At 59.8% G+C, this 14,172-nt stretch carries 11 protein-coding genes and 1 pseudogene; 11 read left to right on the forward strand and 1 reads right to left on the reverse strand.

Going from position 1 to position 14,172, the window contains the following annotated elements; all coding sequences use genetic code 11:
* The first annotated feature begins 74 nt into the window (after positions 1 to 74).
* Together EJO66_RS30960 and EJO66_RS30965 are read left to right on the forward strand one after the other, a co-directional pair.
* Positions 75 to 1,067, forward strand: a complete 993-nt coding sequence (locus EJO66_RS30960; RefSeq protein ID WP_338067601.1) for a 2-dehydropantoate 2-reductase — start codon at positions 75 to 77, stop codon at positions 1,065 to 1,067.
* A gap of 35 nt (positions 1,068 to 1,102) precedes the next feature.
* Positions 1,103 to 2,953 carry an IlvD/Edd family dehydratase gene (locus EJO66_RS30965; protein ID WP_125967077.1) on the forward strand — a complete coding sequence of 617 codons (1,851 nt, stop codon included), beginning with the start codon at positions 1,103 to 1,105 and terminating at the stop codon, positions 2,951 to 2,953.
* Positions 2,954 to 3,029: 76 nt separating this feature from the next.
* On the opposite strand, the gene EJO66_RS30970 is transcribed toward EJO66_RS30965, so the two are convergent.
* On the reverse strand, positions 3,030 to 3,869 hold the full coding sequence (locus EJO66_RS30970) for an IclR family transcriptional regulator (RefSeq protein ID WP_125967078.1): 840 nt from the start codon (positions 3,867 to 3,869) through the stop codon (positions 3,030 to 3,032).
* Positions 3,870 to 4,082: 213 nt separating this feature from the next.
* Here EJO66_RS30970 and EJO66_RS30975 point away from each other — a divergent pair, with 213 nt between their 5' ends.
* The 9 genes and pseudogenes from EJO66_RS30975 to EJO66_RS32865 all read left to right on the forward strand — a co-directional run.
* Positions 4,083 to 6,119, forward strand: coding sequence for a hydantoinase/oxoprolinase family protein (locus EJO66_RS30975; RefSeq protein WP_125967079.1), 2,037 nt, complete (start codon positions 4,083 to 4,085; stop codon positions 6,117 to 6,119).
* Between the two features lie 29 nt (positions 6,120 to 6,148).
* A complete protein-coding gene (locus EJO66_RS30980; protein WP_125967080.1) occupies positions 6,149 to 7,819 on the forward strand; it encodes a hydantoinase B/oxoprolinase family protein in 1,671 nt (556 codons plus the stop codon).
* A gap of 83 nt (positions 7,820 to 7,902) precedes the next feature.
* Positions 7,903 to 9,042, forward strand: coding sequence for an ABC transporter substrate-binding protein (locus tag EJO66_RS30985; protein WP_125967081.1), 1,140 nt, complete (start codon positions 7,903 to 7,905; stop codon positions 9,040 to 9,042).
* A 25-nt stretch (positions 9,043 to 9,067) separates the two neighbouring features.
* Positions 9,068 to 9,943, forward strand: a complete 876-nt coding sequence (locus EJO66_RS30990; protein WP_125967082.1) for a branched-chain amino acid ABC transporter permease — start codon at positions 9,068 to 9,070, stop codon at positions 9,941 to 9,943.
* Position 9,944: 1 nt separating this feature from the next.
* Positions 9,945 to 10,940 carry a branched-chain amino acid ABC transporter permease gene (locus tag EJO66_RS30995; protein WP_125967083.1) on the forward strand — a complete coding sequence of 332 codons (996 nt, stop codon included), beginning with the start codon at positions 9,945 to 9,947 and terminating at the stop codon, positions 10,938 to 10,940.
* Positions 10,922 to 11,701 carry an ABC transporter ATP-binding protein gene (locus tag EJO66_RS31000; protein ID WP_125967084.1) on the forward strand — a complete coding sequence of 260 codons (780 nt, stop codon included), beginning with the start codon at positions 10,922 to 10,924 and terminating at the stop codon, positions 11,699 to 11,701. The genes EJO66_RS30995 and EJO66_RS31000 overlap by 19 nt, the downstream gene beginning before the upstream one ends.
* Complete coding sequence (locus EJO66_RS31005) at positions 11,688 to 12,404, forward strand: ABC transporter ATP-binding protein (protein ID WP_125967085.1); 717 nt, start codon at positions 11,688 to 11,690, stop codon at positions 12,402 to 12,404. The genes EJO66_RS31000 and EJO66_RS31005 overlap by 14 nt, the downstream gene beginning before the upstream one ends.
* Before the next feature lie 55 nt (positions 12,405 to 12,459).
* Positions 12,460 to 13,791, forward strand: coding sequence for an aspartate aminotransferase family protein (locus EJO66_RS31010; protein WP_125967086.1), 1,332 nt, complete (start codon positions 12,460 to 12,462; stop codon positions 13,789 to 13,791).
* A 70-nt stretch (positions 13,792 to 13,861) separates the two neighbouring features.
* A pseudogene (locus EJO66_RS32865) lies at positions 13,862 to 14,172 on the forward strand (hypothetical protein); the annotation flags it as partial.

The following is a 14,172-nucleotide window of genomic DNA, read 5'->3' on the forward strand; positions in this document are numbered from 1 at the left end:
TGCTTTGGACCCGGAGCGATCAAGCCCGCAGATGCTTGTTGCGCAATGTTGAACAGTCCTTTGAGACTGAAACCATGGGCTGTGAAATCAGAATGAAGGTAACCGTCTTCGGGGCTGGTGCCATTGGTGGTTGGATAGGCGCTCGTCTCGCCAACTCGGGCGTTTCTATAAACGTCATTGCGCGTGGAAATACCTTCGAAGCCCTCAGATCGAACGGCCTCACGCTCATCTCCAATGGAGAAAGGCTCCAGGCCTCCGTGAACGTCGAGTGCGACGCCGCCAGGCTGGGTATCCAGGATCTGGTGGTGCTCGCGGTCAAAGCGCCTGCACTCCGGGGTGCCGCCGCTCAGATGAAGCCACTTCTTGGACCGGATACGGTCGTCGTTGCCGCGATGAACGGTGTGCCCTGGTGGTTCTTCCATCGGTTCGGGGACAGCCTAGCCGGTACGCAGATCGAAAGTGTAGATCCGGGTGGAGCGATTGCGCGGGCCATCCCACCGAGGCAAGTCGTTGGATGCGTCGTTCATGCTGCCTGCATTCTCGAGGCACCTGCTGTGATCAATCAATTCAGCGGAAACAAGCTCATCCTTGGCGAGCCCTCCGGCGGATACACCAGCCGTGTTCGAAGTCTTGTCGACCTGTTCAACTCTGCCGGGATCGAGACGCATGCATCGAGCCAGATCCAGAACGACGTCTGGTACAAACTTTGGGGCAATCTCTGCATCAATCCCATCAGCTCACTCACCGGCGCAACCGTCGACAGGATCATTGCCGATTCGGATCTGCGTGAGTTGCTCACAAAAATGATGCTGGAGGCGCGGACGCTGGGTCGTAGGCTGGGAGTATCAATCGATGAGAGTCCGGAGAGCAGGCTGCAGCTTCTCGGGAGTTTGGGGGCATTCAAGAGTTCGATGCTGCAGGATGCCGACGCGGGCCGAAAGATCGAACTCGATGCACTCGTTGGTGCCGTAAGCGAACTCGGCCGTCTTGTGGGAGTGCCTACTCCAACCATTGATGCGATTCTGGGCCTCACGCGTGTGAATGCACAGATGCGCGGACTTTACTAGATGCGCATCGCATTGTTCTACCTATAGATTCCCCGATGATTCAAAGCACAAGCCACTCTTGCCCTGGTGAACGAAACGAATCCGAAAAGAGGGCGTCCAAGGGTCTCAAGACGCTTTTGCGTTCTCGGTCATGGTTCGACAACCCGGACAATGCAGAACTGACTGCACTGTATATCGAGCGGTTGATGAACTACGGCCTTTCGTTCGACGAACTGCAGTCCGGTCGACCGGTCATCGGCATCGCACAAACCGGCTCGGACATCGCTCCTTGCAACCGACATCACATTGTGCTGGCGCAACGTGTCAAAGAGGGCATCAGAGATGCTGGGGGGATTGCCTTCGAGTTTCCTATCCATCCGATTCAAGAGACTTGCAAGCGACCCACCGCGTCGCTCGATCGGAACCTGCAATATCTGTCGCTTGTCGAGATACTCTACGGCTATCCACTGGACGGATGTGTTCTTACGACCGGCTGCGACAAGACGACCCCTGCGCAATTGATGGCGGCTGCAACTGTGGACATTCCCGCCATCGCCTTGAATTCCGGGCCTATGCTCAACGGCTGGTACCAAGGCGAGCGCTCGGGCTCCGGCACTGCGCTATGGAAAGCACGTGAGCTCCATGCGGCCGGGGATATCGGCTACAGGGAGTTCCTGAAGATCGTCGGCTCGTCCGGGCCTTCCACGGGCCATTGCAACACGATGGGAACGGCTTTGACGATGAATACGCTGGCCGAAGCGCTGGGCATGTGCTTGCCCGGCAGTGCTGCGATTCCTGCTCCCTATCGCGACCGGCAGGAAATGGCCTATCTGACCGGCCGGCGGATCGTCGAGATGGTGTTGGAGGACTTGAAGCCTTCCGGCATCATGACCCGCGGAGCTTTCGAGAATGCAATTGTTGTGAACTCTGCCATTGGTGGCTCGACCAATGCGCCCATCCATCTCAATGCGATCGCTCGGCACATGGGCGTGAAACTGGACAACGATGACTGGGAAAATATCGGCTATGAGATTCCGCTGCTCGTCAATCTCCAACCAGCGGGAAAGTATCTTGCCGAAGAGTACTACCGTGCCGGTGGCCTTCAGGCGGTCGTCGCCGAGCTCGCAGGCAAGGGACTGATCAGGGAAACAATAACGGCCAACGGCAGATCTCTCAGGGAGAACTGTCTGGGCTCTGTGAGCGCGGACCGCGATGTCATAGCTGCTTACGATGCGCCTTTGAAGGAGAGTGCAGGCTTCCTGAACTTCAAAGGAAATATTTTCGACTCCGCCATCATGAAAACCAGTGGGCTGACGCCGGAGTTCCGCCGCACGTACCTCGAGAATCCGGCCGACCCGATGGCGTTCGAGGGCGATGCCGTCGTCTTCGACGGTCCGGAAGATTACGCGTCGCGAATAGACGATCCGGCCCTGAACGTGACGACCTCCAGCATTCTTTTCATGCGCGGAGTGGGCCCCGTGGGGTTTCCCGGCGCAGCGGAAGTGGTGAACATGCGCGCACCTGTCCATCTTCTCAGGAGCGGGATCACGGCACTGCCGTGCATTGGGGATGGACGTCAGTCCGGCACCTCAGGGTCACCGTCGATTTTGAATGCGTCACCTGAGGCTGCCACGGGCGGCAACCTGGCTTTGATCCAGACCGGCGACCGGATAAGGATCGACGTGGGGCTCAGAACGGTCAACTTGATGGTATCTGACATCGAGCTCCATCGCCGCCGCGCCGCACTGGAGGCCGCCGGAGGGTATCCGATTCCCCCGAGCCAAACGCCGTGGCAGGAAATTCAGCGCAATCTCGTTTCGGAGCTGTCTGAAGGAATGGTCCTGACCCCCGCCGTGAAGTACCAAAGAGTTCATGAGACGTTCGGTTTGCCTCGGAACAATCACTAGTTGTGAAAGTTCCAGCGACGGGCCATCCGGTATGACGCGGCCAAACTCCTGACGCCTTCGACGAACAGCGGTGCTGTCAGCCAGCTGCCTTGCGCTCGGGACGGCGGGCCGTTGCACCCCTCGGCCCAGTGGCAAATTGCGCGCCGTCGAGGTGTGGCATCTCCAGAATGCGTTCCAGCTTCTGGGCGGCGTCTCGCAGGTGTTCGATCCAATATGCCATGGGTCGCTTGTCGATTCTGAACTGCGGTCCGGTAACGCCTACCGAATAGAAGACGCCCACTGGAGAAGAGACGGGCACCGCATACGCTTTGGTGGACGGATCCACTTCACCCACGCAAGTGGCGTAGCCGTCCTTCTTGGCCTTTTCGATTTCGGTGAGGACCTGGCGAACGCTTGTGATCGTGAAGGGCGTGAGCTTCTCGAGCGGTCCGCTGAGGTAGCGCCGTCGAGATGCCTCGTCCTGGTGCGCAAGCAATATCTTGGAAGAAGCTGCCGCATGCATCGGCATCACGGCACCTTCGCCGACGTGCATCCTGTACCCATGCTCGGTGACGGCCACTGCGATCGTGTGCGCCGATTGCGGCGTGAGCTTGACCACGTAACAGGTTTCTTCGAGCTCGCTCACAAGTTCGTTGCACACCACCTGGCAGTAGTTGATGAGGGCGCTGTCACTGCGTCCGAGCTGCAGCATCCGCGACATGCGCGCACCGACGCGGTAGGTCTTCAGGCCTTCGTCAGCAACCTCAAGCGCCTTGGCGCTGCTTAGCGCAGACACCAGGCGGTGTGCCGTGGGCTTGGGCAGGTCGAGGATCTTGCAAAGCTCCGCCAAGGTAAGCCCCTGTTTCGAGGCGAGCACAACTTCAAGGATCGACAAGTAGCGGTCAAGGGGACCACTCACGTCGTTTGCGTTTGTCACTTCATCTCCAGTGTGTTTGCAAAGCCAATCATCGCATCTCGCGTGTTTCCCCGGAAGGAAGTGCGGACTCAGCCCGCCTGACGGCTTTTCGCCATTGCATTGATCTCCCGGGGATATCCCTAGTCAAAAAAGTCTTGCGCTCTGAAGGCACTTCGCGAAGAATATCATAAAACGAGAACATTGTCTCGAAAAGCGAAACCAGAAAGGAATGCAATGAGTTCAATCAATGTTGGAGTCGACGTCGGTGGCACGTTCACGGACTTCATGCTTGTCGACAGCGACAAGGGCATCTTCAGGACCGCCAAGGTGCCGACCACGGTCGACGATCGGGCGAAGGGTTTTCTGGAAGGAATCGCCAAACTGGGCGTCTCGCCGTCCGAGATCTCCTGGCTCGTCCACGGTACGACCGCCGGAACCAATGCTGTGCTCGAACACAAGGGTGCTCGCTGCGGACTGATCACGACCCAAGGGTTCAGGGATGTACTTGAGCTGGGCCGACGCACACGCCCCAACTCGTACGGTCTGTCGGGCACCTTTCGGCCGCTCATCGAGCGGCAGGACCGGATTGAAGTCCGTGAGCGGATGGATTCGAACGGCGGCATCGTCGAGCCACTCCATGAAGAGGATGTAGTCGCTGCGGTCGAGCAATTTCGACTCCGGGGCGTCGAGTCCGTAGTGATCCATTTCCTGCATTCGTACGCCAACCCGGAGCACGAGAAGCGCGCTGCCGAAATCGTCCGCAAGCTCTGGCACACCGCAGACGTGGTGGCCGGCCACGAATGCGTGCGTGAAATGCGGGAGTTCGAGCGAGGCAGCACCGCGGCAGTGCACGCAGCGATCCGCCCTATCGTGACGAGCTATGTGCGCCGTGTCGGCGAACTCTTGGCTGCCGAGGGTTTCAAGAACGAACTGATGATCATGCAGGCCAACGGCGGAATGATGGCCGCGTCAGTGGTGGGCGACCACGCTGCGCACACTGTCATGTCCGGGCCGGCCGCGGGTGTCCTGGCTGCCTCCCAGATCGCGAAGGCGGCGGGGGTCAAGAACATCATCACCGGGGACATGGGTGGCACGAGTTATGACGTGGCCCTCATCGCTGACGGCGAGCCGGTGATCAGCGCGGAGAAAGAACTCGCCTATGCGCTGCCGGTCCGCATTCCGATGATCGATATCCACACGGTGGGCGCCGGCGGCGGGAGCATCGCCAAGGTCGACACGGCGGGCATGCTGCGCATCGGGCCGGAAAGCGCAGGCTCCTTCCCCGGTCCCATCGCCTATGGGCGCGGCGGAAAATTGCCGACGGTGACTGACGCCAACTACCTGCTTGGTCGCCTGAACCATGACGCTATCACTGGCGTCGAAAGCCCCGCATCCTTGAGCGAGATCGAAAGCGCCTTCTCGGAACATCTGGGCAAAGCGCTTGGAATGTCCGCTCTTGAGGCGGCTCAAGCGGTCGTTGGCGTTGCCGTCAGCGAACTCGCGGGTGCTATCCGTTTGATCTCCATTGACAAGGGCCAGGATCCCCGCGATTTCGTTCTCATGCCCTACGGTGGCGCGGGCCCTCTTCACGCGGTGGCGATCGCCCGCGAGGTGGGCGTTCCCAAGGTGCTCGTTCCGCGCTTTCCGGGCCTGACCTCGGCGCTTGGGTGCGTCCTTTCGGATGTGCGGCACGACTTCGTGCAGACAGTCAACGCGCCCTTCGATAGCTTGGATCCACAAGACGTGATCACGGTGATGCAAGCACAGGCCGATGCGGGGCGGGACTTGTTGAAGCGAGAAAACGTTTCAGTCGAGCAAGTGGTCGTGCGCAACGAACTCGATCTCATGTACCAGGGGCAGACCCACGTCATGAAGTTGCCCACCGACGCGGGCGTGTTTAACAAGGAGCAGGTTCGCCAGGAATTCGCTCGCGCGTATTTCGACCGCTTCGGGCTTGACCTTCCTGAGATGAAGCCCGTGCTCGCCAACGTTCGTACCACCGTCATCGGGGTGCGTGACCGGATCTCCATCGACATCTTCCGGCCGGATGAAGGCAACACCCTGGAAGCCGCACTTGTCGGAAGCAGAAAGGCCTTCTTTGACGGGCGCTGGCACGAGACAAACATCTATTCCCGCGAGCGGCTGCCCGCCGGTGCCGTGTTTGTCGGCCCCGCCATCGTCGAACAGGCCGACTCGACCGTGGTGATCGATCCAGGCACCCGCGCGACGGTCGACAAGTTCGGGAACATCCTGATCGACCTCCATGCCTGATTCCCAACTGAACAACGGAACCTGAAATCATGAACACCAGCAAAGTTAGCGGAGCACTCGATCCCGTCACCTTGATCGTCATCGAAAAGGGGCTTGCACAGGTCTGCAATGAAATGGATCTTGTCCATGAGAAGACCTCCTTCTCCCCGGTCATCTCGGAGGCGTTCGATCGCTCCAACGGCATCTATGGCGCCAAGGATGGCCGGTTGATTGCGCAGGGCGCCACGGGCCTGCCCATCTTCGTCGGCGTGATGCAGGAAACGACACGCTGCGTCCTTGAGGAGTGTCCGAACCTCGGTCAGGACGACATCATCATCGTCAATGACCCTTATCGGGGCGGCACGCACTTGATGGACGTGAAGATGGTCAGGCCGTTCTTCTACAAGGGTCGGCTCTGGTGCTACCTGTCGAATGCGGGACATTGGCCCGATACGGGCGGGATGGTGCCGGGCGGATTCAGCAGCACGGCGACGGAGATTCACCAGGAAGGACTGCGCATACCTCCTGTACGAATCGTGCGCGACGGCGTCATGAACGACGAAATGGTGAAGCTGATTCTCGCGAACATCCGGATCCCCGACGAACGCATCGGGGATATCAAGGCACAGATTGCGGCCCTGCAGAAGGGCGCTGAGCGTCTTACCGCGCTCCTTGATCGCTATGGCGTCGAAGTCGTGGACGTTGCTATCGAAGAACTCGAGCGCAGGGCCGAGCAGATGATGCGCGCGCACATCAGGGCCATTCCCGACGGCGTCTACCGCAGCACTGCCTACATGGACAGCGACGGTGTGGTGAATGAACCGCTTGAGGTTCACGCCGAAGTCACGGTCAGCGGCGACCAGGTGACCGTGGACCTCTCCAAGTCGAGCAAGCCATGCACAGGACCAATGAATTCGGTCTGGGCATCGACGGTCTCGTCCGTGTACCTCGGGTTCAAGCATGTCTTTCCCGACGTGCCGATCAATGCCGGCTGCTTCGCGCCCATCGAAGTGAAGAAGCCACACGGAACTTTTCTTTACGCGGAATACCCTCGGCCCGTTGCCGGCTGCGCTGCTGAAGTGTCTCAGCGCGTCATGGAATCGATCTTTCTTGCGTTGGCGCAGGCCATTCCACACAAGCTTTTCGGCGCTGCCGCAGGGACCAGCGGAAACCTGAACCTCAGTGGCGTGGACCCTGAAAACGGACGCGAGTACGTCATGTACTACTTTTCTGGCGGCGGATACGGCGGCTGGTGGTCCGGCGATGGCATCACCAATGGATGCTCCACGATCGGCATCTGCAAGAGCCAGCCGGTGGAGATCATGGAGCAACGCTTCCCGATTCGCTTCGAGCACTACAACCTGCGCGAAGACTCCGGCGGTGCGGGCAAGCATCGAGGTGGATTCGGCGTCAACTATCGCATTCGGCTCCTTCGCGGCACCGCCAAGGTGTCCTTCCTGATGGATCACGGGAAGTTCGGCCCCCCCGGAATTCTTGGCGGCGAGCCGGGCGCCACCAATCAGATTGTGATCTCCCAGGATGGAAAGGAGTTCACTCCAGAGCACATTTCGAAAGCCGACGACATCGCCCTGAGGGCGGGCGACTGGATCGAGGTGAGCACTCCCGGCGGCGGTGGCTACGGCACTCCGTCGGAGCGCAGCGACGCTGATATTGCAAGCGATCGGCGCAACGGCTATTTCAACGAAGGCCAACGCCGCTGACGTGCAGTCCTGTCGACTGCACTCAGTTGCATGAACGATCGACCCAACCAGTTTCCCACCAACTCTCCCGTAAGGAGCGAAGCATGACCAACCGCAAGCTGCTACTCAAACTCGTCTCGGCCTCACTCGTGGCGATCGCCGGCATGCCGTCGTTTGCCCAGAGCGCCATTGAAATCGGAGCAACCGTGCCCCTCACGGGTCCTGCGGCGCTCTCAGGCACGCAGTACCACAACTCCCTTCGACTGGCCGAGGAGCACATCAACAAGGCGGGCGGGATCAACGGGAAACCGATCCGCTTCGTCTTCGAGGACGCGCAATCGACCAATCCCACGGCGCTCAACGCGTTCATGAAGATCGTGCAGGAGAAGAAACCCACTTTCGTTTTCCTGTCGAGCTACAGCACGCAGAACATGGCCGTTGCCCCCGAAGTCTTGAAGGCGCGCGTGCCCGTCATGTATGCGGGCGGAGCGGACGCGCTCCAAGCGCTGAAGAATCCGTACATGTTCCGGATCCGTCCCGCCGACAGCACGGCGGCCGTGGCCATGGCGCAGTTCGTCAAGGGGACTCTGAAAGCAACGAAGCCTGGGATCATTTACATCCAGAACGACTTCGGTCAAGGTGCGGCGAAGGCAGCCACCAAGACCCTGGCAGACGCAGGCATCGCGGTTGTGGCATCCGAGGCCTACGGCGGCAATGACAAAGATATGTCCGCACAGTTGCTGAGCCTCAAGAACAAAGGTGCCGACGCGATCATTGCACTGAGCTTCCCGCAAGACGGTGCGCTGCTGCTGCGCCAGATCAAGACCATGGGGCTGAAACAGCCGATCGTCGCGTCCTCGGGGGTTTTTCTTCCATCGGCGATGCAGTTGATGTCTGCTGCTGACCTCGAGAATGTCTGGGGCGTGATTGACGTCATGTTGGAAACCAACCCGAACGCCACGAGCTTCGTCAAGGAATACAAGGAGAGGTTCCGCGTCGACGCAGATGCCTATGCGGCGGTCTACTATGACGGCGCGATGATTCTCGCCGATGGCCTGCGCAAGGTTGGCCCCGATCCGGAAAAGCTGCGCGACTACGTCGCACGGGTCAAGAACTACCAGGGCGTCGCTGGAACATTCTCGTTCGACGATGCTGGCAATGGAATTCACGAAGTGACCGTCGTGAATTTCAAGAAGGGCACCAAGGAAATGGTGTTCGTGTCCAAAGTCGTGGCAACACCCTGACGAGCGCGCAACCAGGGCACACGAGATGCAAGATCTTGTTCAACTCTTGGTAAGCGGCGTAGCCCTGGGCAGCGTGTATGCATTGGCAGCGCTGGGGTTCGTCACCATCTATTCGGCGACCGGCATCGTGAACTTCGCAGCCGGGCAGTTCGTCATGTTCGGCGCGATGTTTGGCGTCACCACCGTGCTGCAGCTCGGCCTGCCTATGCCAATGGCGATTCTGTTGGCGGTGGCAATGATGGGGGTATTCGGCTTCCTCTTCTATCTTGGAGTCCACCTTCCGCTTCGCACGCAGTCTCCTGTGACCGTGGTCATTGCCACGGTGATGATCGGACTGTCCATGCAGAACGGAGCGAACCTGATCTGGGGGAGTGTCCCGTTCCGGCTGCCATCGCCGTTCGGCGACGGAACGCTCACCGTTTTCGACAGCGCGATATCGACGCACGCATTGGCGAGTATCGGCATTACGGCGGTCCTCGTCGCAGCCTTGTACGTGCTGATGCAGCATTCTTCCCTTGGACGCGTCATGAGAGCTGTTGCGCAGGACTTTCCCACAGCTCGGCTCATGGGGCTGCCTGTCGGACTGCTGCTGGCGTGCTCTTGGGCGATTGCCGCGGTGCTGGCTGGTTTCGCGGGCCTGCTGATCGCGCCGATGTGGTTCGCTGACGCGCATATGGGCGATGCGATCGCATTGAAGGCCTTTGCTGCCACCATCATCGGTGGATTTGGAAGCGTGCCTGGCGCAATTGCCGGCGGACTCTTCGTGGGACTTGCGGAGATCCTGGGCGCTTCCTACATCTCGTCTGCCTACAAAGACCTTCTGTGCTTCGGCGCCATGGTTGTCTTTCTCGTGGCGCGTCCACAGGGCATCTTCGGTGAGCCGATTTCGGAACGAGGCTGACATGAACAAGAAAAACGCAAGGAACGCCAGCTTGATTCTGGCGCTTGTGCTCAGCCTGGGCGCCGCGAGCCTGCTGCCGAACGCAGTGGGGGAGTACTGGGTTCGCTTGACGAACGCTGCGTTGATCTCATCTGCGGCTGTGCTGGGCCTGAACTTCGTGCTCGGGTATGCCGGACAGATCTCCATGATGCATGCCTCGGTGGCCGGCATGGGAGCCTACGCAGTGGCCATCGGTACCGTGAAATTTGGCCTTAATCCCTGGCTGGGGTGCCTGATCGGCATGGCGACCGCGGGTGCCTTCTCCTACGTGACTGGCATCCTGCTACTGCGGCTCAAGGGCCACTACTTCGCGCTTGCCACGCTGGGCATCAACGTGAGCTTCATCATCGTTGTCTCTAACCTGGTAGAGATCACGGGCGGCTCCAACGGGCTGACTGGCATCCCGGCTCTGACGATACTGGGATTCGCGTTCGATTCGGAGCGGCGGTTCTACTACCTTGCACTGGTTGCCGTCGTGCTGCTTGCAGTCTTTGCCTCCTATGTCCGGCACAGCCAGCTGGGACGATCGATGATTGCAGTCAGGGACGATGAACTCGCGGCCTCCGTCTCAGGCCTGAACGTGACCGCCGTGAAGGTGACCGCTCTGACCTTAGGCGGCGTATACGCCGGCGTAGCCGGAGTGATGTTCGCTCTACATGCACGGTTTGTCGCGCCGGAGGATTTCAGTACCAGTACGTCGATTGTGTACCTGGCGATGCTGGTCGTCGGCGGCGAAGCAACCATCCTTGGATCCATCCTGGGTGCGTTTGTCATCACGTTCCTGCCGGAGTGGCTACGGTGGCTCGGGTCCGCCTATCTCGTGATCTTTGGCCTGCTCGTTCTCCTGATGCTTTTTCTCGCGCCCAGAGGCCTGGCAGGCTTGTTCGGGTTCGCGTGGAGCAAGTGGAAGGCGCAACTGTCATCGAAGGAGGCCGGCAAATGGCGTTTCTCGAAGTGAAGGCCGTCAGCAAGGACTACGGTGGCGTCCGTGCCTTGTCCGACGTGAGTTTTCAGGTCAAGCAGGGTGAATTTCATTCTGTGATCGGACCCAACGGAGCGGGCAAGAGCACCTTGATCAACCTGCTGACCGGCTTGGCGCGTCCCACCCGGGGTGCAATCGTCTTCGAAGGCTGCGATATCTCATCCCGCAAGACCCACGAGATCATCGGTATGGGCGTCGGAAGAATCTTCCAGAACGGACGCCTGTTCGAGAGGCTGACCGTTCTGGAGAACGTGATGATGGGTCATTCGGCACGCAAGCCGCCATCGCTTCTACGTTTGGTGTACTCACCGCGGAACGCTTCCGTGGACCAGGCTGAAAGCAGGGAAGCGGCTTTGCAGATGTTGGAACGATTCGGCCTCGCCCAGTATGCGGGCCGGCAGATCGGTTCGTTGTCTTATGGGAGTCGCCGACTGGTCGAGATGGCCAAAGTAATGGTGGGCCGTCCAAAGCTACTGTTGCTGGATGAGCCCGCCGCAGGCCTGAACTCCGGTGAGGTGGAGCGCCTGATGAGCCTTCTCCAGGCACTTCGCAAGGAGCACCAGCTCTCGGTGGTGCTGATCGAGCACAACATGAACATGGTGATGCGGCTTGCCGAGCGCATCACCGTCCTGAACTTCGGCAAGAAGCTCGCCGAAGGAACGCCCGCGCAGGTTTCCGTAAACGAAACCGTGCTCGCCGCCTATTTGGGAGAGGGGTACCGAAGTGCTGCACTGTAAAGATCTTTGCGCGTATTACAAGGACATCGCCGCGCTGCGCGGCATCAACCTGCACGTCGATCGCGGAGAGGCTGTTGCCCTGATCGGGGTCAACGGGGCGGGCAAGACCAGTCTGCTCAAGGCGATCTCGGGGGTACTGGCTGTCACTGGGGCCATCACTTTCGACGGCGAAGACATCAGCCACCTGTCCATCGAACAGAGGGTGCGTGCTGGCATTGCTCATGTGCCCGAGGGAAGGAAGATTTTTCCGGGGCTCACGGTCAAGGAGAACCTGCTGGTGGGGGCCCACATCCGGCGTTCGGATGGTCATTTGCGGTCGGACATGGATCGGGTCTATTCGCTATTCCCCCGTCTGGCAGAGCGGTCGACCCAGTTGGGCTGGTCTCTTTCCGGTGGTGAGCAGCAGATGCTCGCCATCGGGCGCGGCTTGATGGCGCGCCCCAAGGTTCTGCTGCTTGACGAACCATCGCTCGGTTTGGCTCCTCGCTTGGCGGAGGAGGTTTACGCGCGAATCGCTGACATCCATGGCGAGGGCTTGACTGTCTTGCTGGTAGAGCAGAACACCGTCCTGGCCCTCAGCGTCGCCTCGCGAGGATATGTCCTTGAGAACGGGCAGGTCGTGCTCGAAGGCTCGGCAGCAGAGCTCGGGGCGAACGATCGAGTCCGCGAAGCCTACCTGGGGCACTCGGCCATTGCAGCCTGAAAAGACCTTGCCCTGGGCCGAACCACAACACCGTTTACTTCCAATCAACACACTCATGAACACTACTGCGAAGACCCGACATGTCAGCATTGCCTTGGCTGAGGCGAAAGAGGAATACACAAAGGCCAACCCACGAAGCTACGCACAGCATCTCAGGGCTGCCGAGGTCATGCCGGGTGGCAACACCCGGACAGTGATCTTCACCGATCCGTTCCCTCTGACGCTGGTGGCCGGCAAGGACGCACGCGTCTGTTCACTGGACGGCAACTGGTACCGGGACTTCCTGGGTGAGTACACCGCGGGCTTCTATGGTCACTCGAATCCGATACTGCGCGAAGCGGTGATGCAGGCGCTGGAGCAGGGATGGTCGATGGGCGGCCATACCGAAGCGGAGGCTGAGATGGCCCACCTCATCCGAGAGCGTTTTCCCTCCATGGAGTTTTTGCGCTTTGCAAATTCCGGAACGGAGGCCAACCTGTATGCCATTCAGACCGCACGCGCCGTCACTGGCCGGAACAAGATTGTGGTGTTCGAGGGCGCCTACCACGGCGGTGTGTTCGTGTTCTCAGGTGCGAGCCGTCACCCCCTTACCGCGCCATTCGACTTCGTCTTGGCGCCGTACAACGATCCCGAAGCCGTCGCCGCTCTAATCGACCAACATGCGGGTGAGATTGCCGCAGTCATCGTGGAGCCGATGCAAGGCTCTGGCGGCTGCATCCCCGCCAGCAAGGAGTTCCTGAAGTTCCTGCGTGACTGGACGACGCGCACCGGTGCAGTCCTGATCTTCGATGAGGTGATGACGTCTCGGCTGGCATTCGGCGGGTTGCAGTCGTTGCACGGAATCCGTCCGGACATGACCACCCTGGGCAAGTACTTGGGAGGCGGTTTCAGCTTTGGGGCTTTCGGCGGCAAGCAAGAGATCATGGGCCGTTTCAATCCACTCGGTCCGAACTCGATCAGCCACGCAGGGACTTTCAACAACAACATCTTCACCATGACGGCGGGCTCCGCCGGAATGAAGCATGTGCTCACCGAAGCGCTGCTTTCCGAGGTGACGGCACGTGGAGAAAAGCTGCGGCAGCGCCTGAACGATATTGCCTCGAGGTCCGAGCTTCCCATGACTTTCACCGGCCGAGGCTCGATGATGAATGTCCACATGACGCGTGCCGTGGTCAATAGCGTTCGCGATCTGAAGGCGAGTCATATTCCGTTGAGAGATCTCTTCTACTTCGACCTGCTGAAACAGGGGTTCTGGATAGCCAAGCGCGGAATGATCAACCTTTGCATACCCACGACGGAAGCGGACTGCGATGCATTGGTGCAAGCCGTCGAACAGTTCGTGAAGGAGCGCACGGGGCTTGGACTGAGTGCAGGCGAGCTCCGCTAGCCTCGGGTGCACGACTGGCCATGCCGAGGTAGCGACTGAACACACCTGACTGACTTGAAAAGGAGAGAACATGCATGACCAACCGCTGCCGCGGTCTATTGGCGAGCTCGAGGTGCAACGCGCCTCGGCACCCAAGTCCAAAGCCGAAGAACGCGCCAGATATTTCAATACGGGCAATGCATTCGATCTGAAGCTTCCGCCGGTTCCGGGTGAGAGCTTCATCGATGAACCTCGCAGGGCCTTGGACCCGCGGACTCCGACTGGGGTCATCTCCTGCGATCGATCGCAGCAGTTGGGTTGCAAGTTCCCTGCAACGACGCCACTTGTCCTGACCCGGTACGCACGGATCAGGGCAGAGGAGTCCCTGGAAACGATATTCAG

It is taken from the genome of Variovorax beijingensis (assembly GCF_003951285.1).
GTDB lineage: Bacteria > Pseudomonadota > Gammaproteobacteria > Burkholderiales > Burkholderiaceae_C > Variovorax > Variovorax beijingensis.